At 53.6% G+C, this 16084-nt stretch carries 13 protein-coding genes; all 13 read right to left on the bottom strand.

Features of this window, described 5'->3' with window-relative positions; all coding sequences use genetic code 11:
- Positions 1–19: 19 nt before the first annotated feature.
- The 13 genes from ASD95_RS25905 to serC all read right to left on the bottom strand — a co-directional run bounded on the left by ASD95_RS25905 (position 20) and on the right by serC (position 15894).
- Positions 20–1033, bottom strand: coding sequence for a hypothetical protein (locus tag ASD95_RS25905; protein WP_156385851.1), 1014 nt, complete (start codon positions 1031–1033; stop codon positions 20–22).
- Positions 1034–1346: 313 nt separating this feature from the next.
- A complete protein-coding gene (locus ASD95_RS25900) occupies positions 1347–2567 on the bottom strand; it encodes an oligosaccharide flippase family protein (protein ID WP_056727155.1) in 1221 nt (406 codons plus the stop codon).
- 5 nt (positions 2568–2572) lie between these two features.
- The gene (locus tag ASD95_RS25895; RefSeq protein WP_056727156.1) at positions 2573–3622 is read right to left on the bottom strand and encodes an NAD-dependent epimerase/dehydratase family protein; all 1050 of its coding nucleotides are present in this window, start codon (positions 3620–3622) and stop codon (positions 2573–2575) included.
- 61 nt (positions 3623–3683) lie between these two features.
- Positions 3684–4961: a Vi polysaccharide biosynthesis UDP-N-acetylglucosamine C-6 dehydrogenase TviB gene (tviB, locus tag ASD95_RS25890; RefSeq protein ID WP_056727157.1), complete on the bottom strand. Its 1278-nt coding sequence runs from the start codon at positions 4959–4961 to the stop codon at positions 3684–3686.
- A 488-nt stretch (positions 4962–5449) separates the two neighbouring features.
- Positions 5450–6490 (bottom strand): LPS O-antigen chain length determinant protein WzzB, encoded by a 1041-nt coding sequence (locus ASD95_RS25885; protein WP_056727158.1) that lies wholly within the window; start codon positions 6488–6490, stop codon positions 5450–5452.
- 405 nt (positions 6491–6895) lie between these two features.
- The gene (gene ihfB, locus ASD95_RS25875) at positions 6896–7210 is read right to left on the bottom strand and encodes an integration host factor subunit beta (RefSeq protein WP_056727160.1); all 315 of its coding nucleotides are present in this window, start codon (positions 7208–7210) and stop codon (positions 6896–6898) included.
- A gap of 149 nt (positions 7211–7359) precedes the next feature.
- Positions 7360–7644: a hypothetical protein gene (locus tag ASD95_RS25870; protein WP_056727161.1), complete on the bottom strand. Its 285-nt coding sequence runs from the start codon at positions 7642–7644 to the stop codon at positions 7360–7362.
- A gap of 210 nt (positions 7645–7854) precedes the next feature.
- Complete coding sequence (gene rpsA, locus ASD95_RS25865) at positions 7855–9546, bottom strand: 30S ribosomal protein S1 (RefSeq protein ID WP_007973639.1); 1692 nt, start codon at positions 9544–9546, stop codon at positions 7855–7857.
- Between the two features lie 120 nt (positions 9547–9666).
- Positions 9667–10356, bottom strand: coding sequence for a (d)CMP kinase (gene cmk, locus ASD95_RS25860; protein WP_007973641.1), 690 nt, complete (start codon positions 10354–10356; stop codon positions 9667–9669).
- The gene (locus ASD95_RS25855) at positions 10353–12560 is read right to left on the bottom strand and encodes a bifunctional prephenate dehydrogenase/3-phosphoshikimate 1-carboxyvinyltransferase (protein WP_056727162.1); all 2208 of its coding nucleotides are present in this window, start codon (positions 12558–12560) and stop codon (positions 10353–10355) included. Before ASD95_RS25855 ends, cmk begins: the two co-directional genes overlap by 4 nt.
- A gap of 28 nt (positions 12561–12588) precedes the next feature.
- Positions 12589–13701 (bottom strand): histidinol-phosphate transaminase, encoded by a 1113-nt coding sequence (gene hisC / locus ASD95_RS25850; protein ID WP_056727163.1) that lies wholly within the window; start codon positions 13699–13701, stop codon positions 12589–12591.
- Positions 13702–13714: 13 nt separating this feature from the next.
- Entirely contained in the window at positions 13715–14809 is a 1095-nt protein-coding gene (gene pheA / locus ASD95_RS25845) for a prephenate dehydratase (RefSeq protein WP_007939916.1), read from the bottom strand.
- Positions 14809–15894, bottom strand: coding sequence for a 3-phosphoserine/phosphohydroxythreonine transaminase (serC, locus tag ASD95_RS25840; RefSeq protein ID WP_056727164.1), 1086 nt, complete (start codon positions 15892–15894; stop codon positions 14809–14811). Before serC ends, pheA begins: the two co-directional genes overlap by 1 nt.
- Positions 15895–16084 lie beyond the last annotated feature (190 nt).

Below are 16084 nucleotides of genomic sequence, written 5' to 3'. Positions count from 1 at the left end.
CCAGTAAAAGTATTTAAGCTCACTTCAAAACCCGCACGAGCTTCATAGTGAGGAATAATCCTAATGCCATCACATAAAAAACCAATGAATTCAGCAAATATATTTCGCCATACCAAACCCAGTGCATGACTGTCGCGGCACAAAGCATATATAAGAAAATTCGCAAAAAATCGTCCTCGCGGCAGCGCGAGTCGATCAACCGCAAGAAACAGACACTGATGAATCCATTCATGAAGACACCAAACAGTCCGAAATTTTCAAAAGCAACACCGGCAACGTGAATGCCACCGAGCCCGGTAATGTAATACCAGAGGGCAGGATTATCCACCACAATGGGCTTCTCCATGCCCAAAGCCGAATAGAAAGGTGATGGCGCCAGCGAAAGAAACATGTCGAGGTAGGTCTGACCGTAACGTAGGTGCTCCCCATCCCAGAAATTGGTTAACTGCTGAACGAGCGGTAAAATTATCGCATTCCAGGAATTGAACAAAAAATACTGCGTAATGTTGTCCGCCGTTAAGTCCACGTCCATTCGGCTCATTGAAACAACAACACCACTGACGAGCAGAAGGGTCATGAACGCAGCAACAAAAAATAGAGTTTTTAACTTGATAAATTGATTATAGCGAAACATCAACCCGATAATGGCAGCAACAACCAGTACAACAAAGTCCCGATCCCCGGTCATTGCGTTGGCAACACAATAGGACATCACCAGGGTGACAGACACCATAAACATCAATCTGGATGGGTAGGACAATGCCAAAGCAACGATCGCAATAATGGAAAAAACCACCACTGACTCGACACCCGCAAACATTTCAAGCATCACGTCCGGCCTTACAAGCCTGAAAACAATGAAAAATGTGGACAACACAAGGAAAATTCCACCGGCCAACTTAAAGTCCAACGGGGAAAAAAAAGTTTCTCGGTGCGGGTGCAAACTTCGGGGCGGCACCAAAAACGACATTAGAAGGGCAATGAGTCCACCAGCAACACCAAGAAACCAGACGAGCGAAAGTCGGAATACCAACAAGTCATCCAGATAAAAATCATAGTCCCCAATGGGCCAAAGGGTAACGGTGTTACCCCACAGACTACTCACAAGACCAAGGAAAGGTACCGAATAACAGACGGCATACAATGCGACCAGGTATTTTTTGGATATCAGGCACAGAACACATTGCGTGAGCAAAATAAGTAAGCACGTCGAAACCAATAATATAACCATTAACCTTGACCAACAAAAACAAAGCAACCGAACCGTAAACCAGACTCAACACTGGCCCCAATATTACTTTCAGTCATGGACGCCACACAAATATAACTAACGCCCAAAACATTTATCATAGCACCAACTTACGGCCACCCAGGACCGCCAGCACGGTAAGTTGAGTTACTAGCGCCAACACAAAGGACCTGAAAAGATCGATTGCCAACATATCACCCTTGAAACCTGCGACTACCGTCATTGACAAATAAACAAACGCATAAAAACAACTTCCAAGAAAAACAACCCTGGTCATGTTTTTGCTATGCAATATTTGAGTGACGATTGTAGTCGTAAGCCCTATGCCACCCGCCAATACTGCGTAAGCCAGAAGATCATTTTTGCTACAAAAGCCACTACCAAGCAAACACAACCAATAACTCTGTGTCAAAACCAAAAACACAGGCAAACAAACTGATATTGATAGCCCGAGCATCAGGTACAATTTGCTGGCACTATTTCCACGCCCTGCCAACTTTACAATGGCATAGGATGTAAGTGAGCTTGGCAGCACAGTTACCAAAATATAAAAAAGAAAAAACAGATTGAAATAGCCAACCTCAGACACATTCAAGCTTGAGTTGGCAAAGATCATCAGGCAAACAATATGGACAGGAGCCCCGAGAAGCATGCTTCCGGCGACAGTCGGCGCCCCTGAACGCGAAAGCAATGCCATCATTTGTCGGAAGGAGGAAGACTCTCGTCCCCGCTCCTCATGACTGAACTTGCTTTTCTTTATGGTAAAAAAACCAAATGCAGGAGCGATTAACGTACAAATTGCAAGGGTTAGAATGACACCCTCTATTTCTCCTCCAATCTTCGCAATGGAAACCACCAGCAACAACCCAAGCAGCCCATGAACCGCCAATGCGGCAGCCCACTTCCCTGAGGTATTAAGGGAGAACATCAGACCGGTTATAGTCAAATTGCAAACACAAGCGAAACCTAGAAAGAATGCTCCGATCAGTAAATAACCAGAACTCATTTCGTACGAGGAAGCAGGCGCCGGAAAAACTATAAACACGATCACACAGAGGGCACCTACAACGATGCCGCCCCATGACATGAGCCCCAAGGAAGTCTTGTAATTTACTTTTTCGGCATTCAAGACCGCGTAGCGACTCAACGCGACACTCAAGCACTCCCCTACCACTGTCGCGATACCTGTTACGATCGCATAGTGGTACGAGAATACGCCATACAGTTCAACGCCTAAAATTCGCGCCAAACTAAACAGCAAGACAAACATACAAAGCTTGTTTGCAAGAACAGTGATTGCGCAGATCTCTTTAATCACTGATTTTAACTTCTTGCAAAGAACGAGACGTACCAATTTGCTGCTTTCAACATACCTTCACCAACATTGAAAAGCGGCTTGTAGCCCAACAGGTTCTTTGCCTTATCAATATTTGCCTGCGAGTGCCTTACGTCACCTGCACGGAAGTCCCGATAGACCATATCCGAGGTAGACTTGACATCAACGCGAGCCAAAGCATCCTTGATACAGGCAAAAACCTGATTCAATGTCGTCCTGTCACCGACGGCGACGTTGTAGACATTATTCTTTGCTTCCGGGCTGGCACAGGCTGCCAGTATATTGGCCTGAACTGCGTTCTCTACAAAACAAAAGTCTCGACTGGTTTCACCATCACCATTAACGAAAACTTCTTCGTTATTGATCATGGCGGCTGTCCACTTAGGAATCACGGCGGCGTAAGCGCCATTTGGATCCTGACGCTTGCCAAAGACGTTAAAATAGCGAAGGCCAATGGTATTGAAACCGTATGTGCTGGAAAAAACCTCAGCATACAACTCATTTACATACTTCGTGACCGCATAAGGGGAAAGCGGCTTGCCAATCACACCTTCAACCTTGGGAAGCCCAGGATGATCCCCATAGGTAGAACTGGACGCGGCATAAGTAAAACTTTTTACTTTCGCGTCCTTTGCCGCAACCAACATGTTCAAAAAACCGTCGATATTGGTGCTGTTCGTTGTAATGGGGTCATTGATAGAGCGAGGAACAGAGCCTAATGCAGCCTGATGCAAAACGTAGTCCACCGGAATGTCAGTGGCCGCAGGAAAAATCATCGCATTCCTGCAATCGTCAATGTTTCTGATATCGCCTTTTACCAGTGCGAACCGCGCCCATTGCTCAGGACTCACTACCGACTGCACTTCATCGAGATTACGCTGGTGCCCTGTTGCAAAGTTATCGAGACCTACAACCCGCTGATCTAATTGCAGCAGTGTCTCCAATAAATTGGAGCCAATAAATCCGGCTACCCCCGTCACCAGCCAAACCTTTGGGGATTGTTGAATTTCAGCTTTAACTTCTTCGAAACGGGTCATGTAGTTCTCGACTTGAATTTTTCCGGCGGTAACGAATCAGGGTCATTACTGACCCTGAGATTCAGAGACGCAAATCTGATTGAGAGGCATCCAGCAGGTACTTAAGGTCATAGAGAACGTGCTCTGCCTTACCCAGGCTCCGAATCTGTTCAGCCCCCATTGCAGAGAATTCATTATGCGCGACAGCCAGAATGATACCGTCGTAAGAATTAACCTGTGGCTGGCCGATAGGAGTGATTGAATACTCGTGCATTGCCTCTGCCGCATCTACCCACGGATCATAAACGTCAACAACAATATTGAATTCAGCGAGTTCATTCACAATATCGATGATTTTGGTGTTACGCAGGTCCGGGCAGTTTTCTTTGAACGTCAATCCCATGATCAGGACGCGAGCACCATCAACATGGATTTTGCGCTTCAGCATCGCCTTGACTAGTTGAGAGACCACATAGGCACCCATGCTGTCATTCAAACGACGTCCCGCTAAAATGATCTCGGGGTGATAACCAATGGACTGTGCTTTGTGAGTCAGATAATAGGGGTCCACACCGATGCAGTGACCACCGACCAGCCCTGGACGGAAAGGCAGGAAGTTCCACTTCGTTCCCGCTGCTTCCAGAACCGCCTCAGTATCGATACCCATTTTATTAAAAATAAGTGCCAACTCATTGATCAGGGCAATGTTCAAGTCGCGCTGCGTGTTCTCAATAACCTTTGCCGCTTCGGCAACCTTGATACTCTTGGCCTTATGAGTCCCGGCAATAATGATTGTGTTATACAAAGCATCGACCAGGTCAGCAACCTCTGGAGTGGACCCGGCAGTTACTTTCTTGATGGTAGTAACACGATGCTCTTTATCGCCAGGATTTATACGCTCAGGGCTATAGCCTGCATAAAAATCAACATTGAACTTCAGTCCGGATACTTTCTCCAGCACAGGAACACAATCTTCCTCAGTAGCACCTGGATAGACCGTTGACTCATAAATAACGATATCGCCCTTTTTCAAAACACGACCAATCGACTCACTGGCTTTAATCAAAGGAGTCAGATCCGGTCTCTTATGCTCATCAATCGGGGTTGGAACGGTAACAATAAATATATTGCAGGCAGACAATTCTTCCAGCACAGAGCTAAAACTCAAAGCAGATGCAGAGCGCAACTCACAATCAGATACTTCAAGAGTAGCGTCATGACCGGCCTTTAGCGCTTCGATTCGACGCTGACTGATATCAAATCCGACCACTTGCATTTTTTTGCCAAACTCAACCGCCAGCGGCAAGCCCACATAACCGAGACCCACTATGGCCAACTTTACATCTTCGAGTTTAAGCATTGTTTTCCCTTGCCATTCATCAATATTAAGTCGATCGTAAAAAGCGCGCCAAATCTTGCGCCATAGAAACGAAAATCACGGCTGCGTAAACCAGAAATTATACCGAAAGCGCCTAATGGAGCCATAACAATTTTCAGAAAGCCAAGAAGGAGCCCCCTCCCCCTTCCGCATGCATTGAGAGCCACCGCAGCAAGACAAGCCATCGCAACGCAACAGCTATTTTTCGAGCGAGACCTGCCTATCACGATACCGGGCAACTACTCAACCCCGCACCTGAAAAAACATGCAAAATCCGACAAAATGGATTTCCTCTTCAAGGAAAAAACCTTATCAGAACTGACAGCAGGAAGGTGATCGCAGCCACAACCTCAAGAAGAAACCGCCCTGACCTGGCTAACCGGATCGACACAACGCTTAGCCCGCAGATAAAAGGCCCTTCCATGGGCGATACGTCACTTATAAAAATCAGACAAAGAACTGAAATTCAGCTATTCAGATTTTACCGCTAAGAGTCCACGAAGCAATACAAAAGCAACGCCTGTGATAAGCCCCCCAATAACACCCAATATAAGGATCAGCACTTTGTTAGGTTTCACCGGGCTGTCCGGCAACTCCACTGCCCCGTCTTGCCGATAGACAGATACCGATGCCGGCTCTGTTTTTAATTCCTTAAAGAAATAGTATCGATCCTGAAGATCACGCAAATGCTCCGTAAAGGGGTCATCGGACTTGCGAGCCTGCAAACTTTCAATTTCCGCCTTTAGCGCTTTCGAGCCACGCATGTACGTAAGCTGACCCGCCTCTCCACCCGCAATTACAGATTGACTCACCGTGATCGAGGGCGGTTTCTCCAGACCGATTGACTCAGCGATCCGCAGCGCCTCACTCAATCTAGCGATCGAATCCTCTCTGGCCTTGCTGCTTTTGCCCCTGGCAGAACTTATCTGCTGCTCCAGATTACGAGCCCGAACCTCAGACTCAATTGAAACGTTCTTGATCATTTCGTTCTTCGCCAATTCACCGGCCCGTGCAACATATGCCCCAACCCACTCTTTGGCCTTCTGTGGATCACTAGTCTGCACGACAACCGAATACCTGTCAGAGGTCTCCCTAAGCGGCGGAACCACACGCAGCACCTGAGAGAACGTCGAATACAGGACATTCCGGGACTTTTCCCGCTCCTGCGCGGACAAACTCGGCACATAAATTTTGCTAAAAAACTCTAGACGGAGCGACTCCGCTTGCAAATATCGCGTGTAGATATCATAGACATCCTTAACAGTGTAAGGAACCAACTCCGACTCTTTCATTCGACCATAGTTAAAGTTTGATATGTCATTCTGAGACGGCGGCATCACAAAAGCCTTCGCCTCATAAACGGGTGTAGCAAGGAAAGCATAGCTCGCTGCGAGAGCAGCACCTAATATAGTAAATCCAATAACAACAAGTTTTTGTCGAAAAATCGCACGAACAAACTTCTGAAAATCAAAATATTCCGAGTTACTATTTATTTTTGAATCGACACGCATATTTTGTTAACCTTTTTTACTTAAGCGGTTACATTAACTACACATGCTAGACCACTTGAGAAACATCAACGCAAACCAAGCAGACAAAGGAGTCCCCCCTTATCTGCTCTCGCAAAATACTGTATTACATACTAGATCGAGCGCATTAAAAAATATAAAACAAATCAATACCCAGCCTATCGCCCACGCCTCCTGCCCCCCAGAAAATGAGCCACCACAACCCCACCACCAAAGATCATCCCCACCAGGAACGACGCGACTCCGAACATCGAGATCTGTAGTTGAGGTGAAGAAAAACCGAGGAAGGAAACGACAACAAGCTGCTGGTTTTCCAGCACGAAGAGCAGGCATGCAACTGATGTTAACAAGACAAGCCCGGTAATCATGAACCGCTTGATGCGACTCTTATCTCGCCAACTCATCGCCACCTACACCCTCCTCATCCTCATTTACACGATCACGCAGCTCTTTACCCGGCTTGAAATGCGGAACGAACTTGCCGTCGAGACTTACAGACTGGCCGGTTTTCGGATTGCGCCCTACCCGCGGCGCACGGTAGTGCAGAGAGAAGCTGCCAAACCCCCGGATCTCGATCCGATCCCCGGTAGCCAGACATTGGGACATTTGCTCAAGCATGGTCTTGATGGCCAACTCCACATCCTTGGATGAGAGCAGCCCTTGATGGGTGACAATTCGTTCGATCAACTCCGACTTCGTCATATTTTTCCCTTCTTTTTCAAGCAGCTAGATCAGCGCTTCAAAGGTTTTAGCACGCCTGCGCGATTTTGAACAGCCTGAGTTTTGCCATCCATCCCAGCCCCCCGAAATGCTTGATTCCTGGATCAGGAAGACTCTGGGCGATCACCCTCTCACCGGCAAATCACCAACAGGGTGCGCGTCAGGAAACCTGCCGGGTTGAACCCAAAAAGCCCTCCCTCCTCCTCCCCTTCCTTGAGATCATCAGACCTTGCTACCACTTGGTAGCCCACCCCCTTACATTCCTTGGCTGCACGCTTGTAACACTTCTCCCACTTCGAACCTAGCCCCGAACAATCGACCTCAATACCGCTAACCCCACGCACTACGTGAGTTTTGGCGTTGGTGGTACAACCCGCCAATGCCAGCACTGCTACTGCGACAATGAGCTTGTTCATTCACGTCCTTTTGCCAGAAAGCCTATCGGGCGATCATCAACCTCAGGCTAAAGCCTAGCTGCAAATAAGCGTTTGATCCGACTAAACATTCAGACCTTCTCTCGATATTTTTGGTTCACACCCCAAGCAACTACATCCGCAGGTTATCCACCAAACGCCAGGCACAAAAAAGGGCGACCGAAGTCGCCCTTTTTTACAGAAAGTCAGAACTTAGTTCTGCTTTTCCATTTGTGCACGCAGCAGGTCACCCAGAGTGGTGGCCACAGGAGCATCAGTAGCTACTGGCTTGTCGCGCAGGCTCTGGATTGCTTCTTTCTCGTCTTCAACGTCTTTCGACTTGATCGAGAGCTGAATTACACGGCTCTTGCGGTCAACGCTGATGATCTTGGCTTCTACTTCTTCGCCTTCTTTCAGAACGTTGCGCGCGTCTTCAACGCGGTCACGGCTGATTTCGGAGGCTTTCAGAGTCGCTTCGATATCGTCGGCCAGAGTGATGATGGCGCCTTTAGCGTCAACTTCCTTCACGATGCCTTTAACGATGGCGCCTTTGTCGTTCTCTTGAACGTACTCGGAGAACGGATCGCTTTCCAGTTGCTTGATACCCAGGGAGATGCGCTCGCGCTCTGGGTCAACCGACAGGATAACGGTGTCCAGTTCGTCGCCTTTCTTGAAGCGGCGAACGGCTTCTTCGCCCACTTCGTTCCAGGAGATGTCGGACAGGTGAACCAGGCCGTCGATGCCGCCGTCCAGACCAATGAAGATACCGAAATCGGTGATCGACTTGATGGTGCCGGAGATTTTATCGCCCTTGTTGAACTGGCCAGAGAAATCTTCCCATGGGTTAGATTTGCACTGCTTGATGCCCAGGGAGATACGACGACGCTCTTCGTCGATGTCCAGAACCATAACTTCCACTTCGTCGCCGACTTGTACGACTTTCGAAGGGTGGATGTTCTTGTTGGTCCAGTCCATTTCAGAAACGTGTACCAGACCTTCAACGCCTTCTTCCAGCTCAGCGAAGCAGCCGTAGTCGGTCAGGTTGGTTACACGCGCGGTAACGCGAGTGCTTTCTGGGTAACGGGCTTTGATAGCAACCCATGGATCTTCGCCCAGCTGCTTCAGGCCCAGGGAAACACGATTGCGCTCGCGATCGTACTTCAGAACCTTGACATCGATCTCGTCGCCAACGTTGACGATTTCGGAAGGATGCTTGATACGCTTCCAAGCCATGTCGGTAATGTGCAGCAGGCCATCGACGCCACCCAGATCGACGAATGCGCCGTAATCGGTGAGGTTCTTGACGATACCTTTGACTTGTTGGCCTTCCTGCAGGGATTCCAGCAGAGCTTCGCGCTCGGCGGAGTTCTCGGCTTCCAGGACGCTACGACGGGAAACGACAACGTTGTTGCGCTTCTGGTCCAGCTTGATGACCTTGAATTCCAGCTCTTTGCCTTCCAGGTGCGTGGTGTCGCGCACTGGACGGACGTCAACCAGAGAACCTGGCAGGAACGCACGGATGCCGTTAACGTCGACAGTGAAGCCGCCTTTAACCTTACCGTTGATAACGCCCTTGACCACTTCTTCGGCTGCGAAGGCTGCTTCCAGAACAATCCAGCATTCAGCGCGCTTGGCTTTTTCACGGGACAGCTTGGTTTCGCCAAAGCCGTCTTCAACCGAGTCCAGAGCAACGTGAACTTCGTCACCGACGTTGATGTTCAGTTCGCCAGCGTCGTTGTAGAACTGCTCAAGCGGGATGAGTGCTTCAGACTTCAGGCCAGCGTGAACGGTTACCCAGCGAGCCTGGTAATCGATATCAACGATAACACCGGTGATGATGGAGCCTGCCTGAAGGTTCAGGGTTTTTAGGCTTTCTTCAAAGAGTTCCGCAAAGCTTTCGCTCATTTTAATTCCTGTTGATGAGGGCGAAGAATACGCCCATCTCCACACCCCAGACGGTGTGGGTTAGTTTCATTTAAAAGAAGCCACCGCAGGACTATGACTGGTCCCCTGCGACCTTCTTGGTCACCCGGCGATATCGCGAATGGCGATCTCGCTCATGATGCGTTCCAGCACCTGGTCGATGGATAATTCCGTGGAATCCAGCTGTATGGCGTCAGCCGCCGGTTTGAGCGGGGCTACCGCTCGCTGGGTGTCACGCTCATCGCGCGCACGTATCTCATCTAGCAGACTCGACAGACTAACACCCTCGACTTTGCCCTTCAACTGCAAATATCGGCGGCGTGCCCGCTCCTCGGCGCTGGCCGTCAGAAAAATCTTCAGCGGCGCGTCGGGAAATACCACTGTGCCCATGTCGCGACCGTCCGCCACAAGGCCCGGCGCTTCCTGAAAAGCCCGCTGGCGTTGCAGCAGCGCCTCGCGTACAGCCGGCAGGGCAGCCACCTGGGAAGCGCCGGAACCGACGCTTTCGGTGCGAATGACATCGCTGACTTCATCACCTTCCAGAATGATGCGTTGCAACTGACCGTCCGTCGCGGCGATGAACTGCACATCCAGATGAGCGGCGAGTTTCTTCAGCAGCTCTTCATTGGTCAGGTCGACACCGTGGTTATGCGCGGCGAAGGCCAGCAATCGGTACAACGCACCGGAGTCCAGCAGGTTCCAGCCCAGGCGCTTGGCCAGAATCCCGGCTACCGTGCCCTTGCCCGAACCGCTTGGTCCATCGATGGTGATGACCGGTGCAATGTTGTTCACGACTGTGCCTCTTGTGCCACGCGAATACCGACCTGTGCGCACAGCGCCAGGAAGTTCGGGAACGACGTCGCGACGTTGGCGCAATCATGAATGCGGATCGGCGCACTGGCGCGCAGCGAAGCAACGCTGAACGCCATGGCGATACGGTGATCACCATGACCGTGCACTTCACCGCCGCCGATCTGGCCTCCGTCGATGATGATGCCATCCGGGGTTGGCTCGCACTTGACGCCCAATGCCAGCAAGCCATCAGCCATGACCTGGATACGATCCGATTCCTTGACCCGCAACTCTTCGGCGCCACGTAACACTGTGCGCCCTTCGGCACAGGCGGCGGCGACGAACAACACCGGGAACTCGTCGATCGCCAGCGGAACCAGCGCCTCGGGAATCTCGATACCCTTGAGTTTAGCTGCACGTACGCGCAAGTCAGCCACGGGCTCGCCACCCACTTCACGCTGGTTTTCCAGGGTGATGTCGGCGCCCATCAGGCGCAGGATGTCGATCACACCGGTACGGGTCGGGTTGATGCCGACGTGTTCCAGCACCAGCTCCGAACCTTCGGCAATCGATGCCGCCACCAGGAAGAACGCCGAGGACGAAATATCACCCGGGACTTCAATGTGGGTCGCGGTCAGCTTGTTGCCAGACTCGACCGATGCGGTTGCGCCATTGACCGTTACCGGGTAGCCGAAGCCGCGCAGCATGCGCTCGGTATGGTCGCGGGTCGGAGCAGGCTCGGTGACCGTGGTCTTGCCTTCGGCATACAGACCGGCCAACAGCAGGCAGGACTTAACCTGGGCACTGGCCATCGGCATGGTGTAGGTCAGGCCCTTGAGTTTATGGCCACCACGAATGGTCATCGGTGGACGACCTTCGGCGGCGGTTTCGATCACTGCGCCCATTTCACGCAGCGGATTGGCCACGCGATTCATCGGGCGCTTGGACAGCGAAGCGTCGCCGGTCAGGGTGCTGTCGAAGTTCTGCGCAGCCAGCAGGCCGGACAGCAGACGCATCGAAGTACCGGAGTTGCCCAGGTAGATCGGGCCCGGTGCCGGCTTCAGGCCATGCAGGCCAACGCCGTGAATGGTCACGCGACCGTGGTGTGGACCTTCGATGACCACGCCCATGTCACGGAACGCCTGCAAGGTCGCCAGGGCATCTTCGCCCTCCAGGAAACCTTCGACTTCGGTGACGCCTTCGGCCAGGGAGCCAAGCATGATCGAACGGTGGGAAATCGATTTGTCGCCTGGTACGCGAATCCGACCGGAAAGGCGGCCACCAGGTTGAGCCAGGAAAATCAGATCGTTGGAATTCATAGCGTCCACATAGGCCCTGCGGGCCAGGATTTTACTGAAATGCTCGCGGGCAACCCGGGCGCGAGTGAAAACGCCCAACAATTGGTGCCCATCCCCTGCATCGACCGCGTCGCGCAAGGCGTCGAGATCGCTGCGAAATGTATCGAGTGTGCGCAGGACAGCTTCACGGTTGGCGAGGAAGATGTCGTGCCACATGACCGGGTCGCTTCCGGCGATTCTTGTGAAATCACGGAAACCGCCCGCAGCGTAACGGAAGATCTCAAGATTTTCATTGCGCTTGGCCAACGAGTCGACCAGGCCGAACGCCAGCAAGTGCGGCAGATGGCTGGTCGCGGCCAGCACTTCGTCGTGACGTTCGACCTGCATGTGCTCGACATCGGCACCCAACTCGCGCCACAAACGGTCGACCAGCGCCAGGGCTGCGGGATCGGTCTGATCCAGCGGCGTCAGGATCACTTTATGGCGACGGAACAGTTCGGCATTGGAGGCTTCCACCCCGCTCTGCTCGGAACCGGCAATCGGGTGCCCCGGCACGAAACATGACGGCATCTTGCCAAATGCTTCGGTGGCCGCACGCACCACATTGCCCTTGGCACTGCCGACATCGGTCAGGATCGCCTGCCCCAGATCCATGCCCGCCAGACGCACGAGCAATTTTTCCATGGCCAGGATCGGCACCGCCAGCTGGATGACGTCGGCACCCTGACAAGCAACGCCCAGGTCCTCCTCGCAGCGATCCACCACACCCAACTCGACCGCGAGCTTGCGCGATTGAGGATCGAGATCGACCCCGACCACTTCGCGGCACAGACCGCTTTCACGCAAACCCTTGGCAAACGAACCGCCGATCAATCCGAGGCCGACCACCACCAGGCGACCGATCATAGGTCCGGCAGATTGCAGCGCAGTGACATCAACCACGAGCCAGAACCTTGGTCAGCGCTTCAAGGAAGCGGCTGTTCTCTGCCGGCAGGCCAATGGTGATGCGCAGGTGGTTCGGCATGCCGTAGTTGGCCACCGGGCGCACGATCACGCCTTCACGAAGCAAGCCCTGGAACACCGGGGCCGCGACCTGACCGAGATCGACGCAGATGAAATTGCCCCTGGACGGGATCCAGCTCAGCCCCAGCTCACGGAAACCGGCTTCCAGCTGCCGCATGCCGGACTCGTTCAACTGACGGCTTTGCGCCAGATACTCTTCGTCCTTCAACGCCGCACAGGCCGCGGCCAGGGCCAGGCTGTTGACGTTGAACGGCTGGCGCACACGGTTCAGCACGTCTGCAACCACCGCCGTGGACAAGCCATAACCCACGCGCAGCGCAGCCAGGCCATAGGCCTTGGAGAAGGTACGGGAAACCAGCAGGTTCGGATAAGCCGCCAGGAAGTCCAGGCCATCCGGCAGATCGCTGCCTTCGGCGTATTCGATGTAAGCCTCGTCCAGCACGACCAGCACATGCTCCGGCACATCCTGCAGGAATTCGTCCAGCGCCTCGGCGTCGAACCAGGTCCCGGTCGGGTTGTTCGGGTTGCCGATGAACACCACGCGGGTGTTGGCATCGATCGCCGCCAGCATGGCAGGCAGGTCATGCCCCCAATCCTTGGCTGGAACCACCTTGGCCTGGGCGCCGACCGCCTGAGTGGCAATCGGGTAGACCGCGAACGCATGCTCGCTGAACACGGCATTCAGGCCCGGCGCCAGATAGGCACGCGCGACCAGCTCCAGGATGTCGTTGGAACCGTTGCCCAGCGTGACTTGGTCGAGTTCGACGCGGCACTGCTCGGCCAGCAGGCTCTTGAGGGCAAAACCGTTGCCGTCCGGATAACGGGTCAGCTCGGCCAACGCATCGCGGATCGCCGCCAGCGCCTTGGGGCCGGCACCCAGCGGGTTTTCGTTGCTCGCCAGTTTGACGATGCTGGCTGGATCGAGGTCCAGCTCACGCGCCAGTTCGTCCACGGGTTTGCCCGGAACATAAGGCGAAAGTTGTTGCACGCCCGGCTGTGCCAGAGCGAGGAAATTGCCACTCATTTGCTACCGCCCCTTAAAGAACTGCTTTCGGGTAGGAACCCAGCACCTTGAGTGCCACTGCTTCCTGACTGATCTTTTCCAGCACACCCTTGACCAGCGGGTCGCGGTGGTGGCCGACGAAGTCGATGAAGAACACGTAGGTCCATTTACCGCTGCGCGATGGACGAGTCTCGATTCGCGTCAGGTCGATGCCATTGTCGTGGAACGGCACCAGCAACTCGTGAAGCGCACCCGGCTTGTTGCTCATCGAAACGATGATCGAGGTCTTGTCGTCGCCGGTCGGCGGCACTTCCTGGTTGCCGATCATGAGGAAGCGCGTGGAGTTATCCGGACGGTCCTCGATTTTTTCAGCCAGACGGGTCAAGCCATACAGGCCGGCCGCCATGTCGCCGGCGATCGCCGCCGAGTTCCACTCACCCTTGACCCGCTTGGCCGCTTCGGCGTTGCTGGACACCGCCACGCGCTCGACATTCGGGTAATGGGCGTCCAGCCACTTGCGGCACTGGGCCAGGGACTGGGCGTGGGAGTAGATGCGGCTAATGCTGTCGGTCTTGGTGTTTTCACCGACCAACAGGTGATGGTGGATACGCAGTTCGACTTCGCCGCAGATCACCATGTCGTGTTCAAGGAAGCTGTCGAGGGTGTGGTTGACCGCGCCTTCGGTGGAGTTCTCCACCGGCACCACGCCAAAATTCACCGCCCCCGCCGCCACTTCACGGAACACTTCATCGATCGCCGCCATCGGCTTGCTGATCACCGCGTGGCCGAAGTGTTTCATGGCCGCCGCCTGGGTGAACGTACCTTCAGGGCCGAGGTAGGCCACTTTCAGCGGCTGCTCGAGCGCCAGGCACGAAGACATGATTTCGCGGAACAACCGCGCCATCTCTTCATTGCCCAGCGGCCCCTGGTTGCGCTCCATGACTCGCTTGAGCACCTGAGCTTCACGCTCAGGACGATAGAACACCGGCACTTCGCCTTCGGCCAGCGAGGCCATCTTTACCCGCGCGACTTCCTGGGCGCAGCGCGCACGCTCACTGATCAGCTCCAGGACCTTTTCGTCCAGGGCATCAATGCGCAGGCGCAGTGCCTTGAGTTCTTGCTCAGACATTAGCCGTGTTCCTTCTCGAACTCTGCCATGTACGAAATCAACGCGTTGACGGCGTTGATGTCGACGGCGTTATAGATGGAGGCGCGCATGCCGCCCACGGAACGGTGCCCCTTGAGGTTCAACAGGCCACGCTCGTCGGCACCGGCCAGGAATGGCTTGTCCAGGCGATCATCAGCCAGGCGGAACGGTACGTTCATCCACGAGCGGTCCGACTTGTTGATCGGGTTGCTGTACAGGCCGCTGGCATCAATGAAGCCGTACAGCGTGCGCTGCTTGACTTCATTGAGCTTGCCGATGGCCTCGACGCCGCCCTGCTCCTTGAGCCACTCGAACACCAGGCCGGACAGATACCAGGCCAGGGTCGGCGGAGTGTTGTACATCGAGCCGTTATCGGCCGCGACCTTGTAATTGAGCATGGTCGGGCACAGGGAACGGGCCTTGCCCAACAGGTCTTCGCGAACGATGTTGACGACAATGCCACTCGGGCCGATGTTTTTCTGGGCGCCGGCGTAGATCATGCCGAAGCGCGACACATCCACCGGGCGCGACAGGATGTCCGAGGACATGTCGGCGACCAGCGGAACATCGCCTGTTTCCGGGATCCACTGGAACTCCAGACCGCCGATGGTTTCGTTCGGCGCGTAGTGAACGTAGGCCGCGTCTTTCGACAGCGTCCATTCGTTCTGGCCCGGAATGGCGAAATAGTCGTAAGGCTTGGCGGTGCCGGCAACATTGACATTGCCGTAGCGCGACGCTTCTTCGATGGCTTTCTGCGACCAGATACCGGTGTCGATATAGTCGGCCGAGCCGTTTTCCGGCAACAGGTTCAGAGGAATCTGAGCGAATTGCTGGCTGGCGCCACCTTGCAGAAACAGCACTTTATAGTTCGAGGGGATATTCAGCAGATCACGCAGATCCTGCTCGGCCTTGGTGGCAATGGACACGAACTCATCGCTGCGATGGCTCATTTCCATGACCGACAGACCCTTGCCGTGCCAGTCGAGGAGTTCACCCTGGGCGCGCTGCAGGACAGCTTCGGGAAGCGCCGCAGGACCGGCACAGAAGTTATAGGCTCTCTTGCTCACATCCAATCTCGCTCTGATTTGGTGGTATCACGCAGTAAATCTGTAGGAGCTGTCGAGCAGAGCGAGGCTGCGATCTTTTAATGCCAAGTGATAGCAAGAGCCAGATCAAGAGATCGCAGCCTCGCTTCGCTCGACAGCTCCTACATTAAAATCAATTCCACAGTTCCTTGAGGACAAACAACAAGGGGGC

This window comes from Pseudomonas sp. Root71, from assembly GCF_001429045.1.
GTDB lineage: Bacteria > Pseudomonadota > Gammaproteobacteria > Pseudomonadales > Pseudomonadaceae > Aquipseudomonas > Aquipseudomonas monachiensis.
The sequence above is the reverse complement of the archived record's forward strand: the minus strand, read 5'-3'. Positions and strand labels throughout refer to the sequence as shown.

Bases quoted from the DNA above. Each gene is read 5' to 3' on its own strand.
- pheA (WP_007939916.1), bottom strand. From the start codon at position 14,809: ATGTCTGAGCAAGAACTCAAGGCACTGCGCCTGCGCATTGATGCCCTG.
- tviB (WP_056727157.1), bottom strand. From the start codon at position 4,961: ATGCTTAAACTCGAAGATGTAAAGTTGGCCATAGTGGGTCTCGGTTAT.
- hisC (WP_056727163.1), bottom strand. From the start codon at position 13,701: ATGAGTGGCAATTTCCTCGCTCTGGCACAGCCGGGCGTGCAACAACTT.
- ASD95_RS25870 (WP_056727161.1), bottom strand. From the start codon at position 7,644: ATGAACAAGCTCATTGTCGCAGTAGCAGTGCTGGCATTGGCGGGTTGT.
- ASD95_RS25885 (WP_056727158.1), bottom strand. From the start codon at position 6,490: ATGCGTGTCGATTCAAAAATAAATAGTAACTCGGAATATTTTGATTTT.
- rpsA (WP_007973639.1), bottom strand. From the start codon at position 9,546: ATGAGCGAAAGCTTTGCGGAACTCTTTGAAGAAAGCCTAAAAACCCTG.
- ihfB (WP_056727160.1), bottom strand. From the start codon at position 7,210: ATGACGAAGTCGGAGTTGATCGAACGAATTGTCACCCATCAAGGGCTG.
- ASD95_RS25855 (WP_056727162.1), bottom strand. From the start codon at position 12,560: ATGATCGGTCGCCTGGTGGTGGTCGGCCTCGGATTGATCGGCGGTTCG.
- ASD95_RS25895 (WP_056727156.1), bottom strand. From the start codon at position 3,622: ATGACCCGTTTCGAAGAAGTTAAAGCTGAAATTCAACAATCCCCAAAG.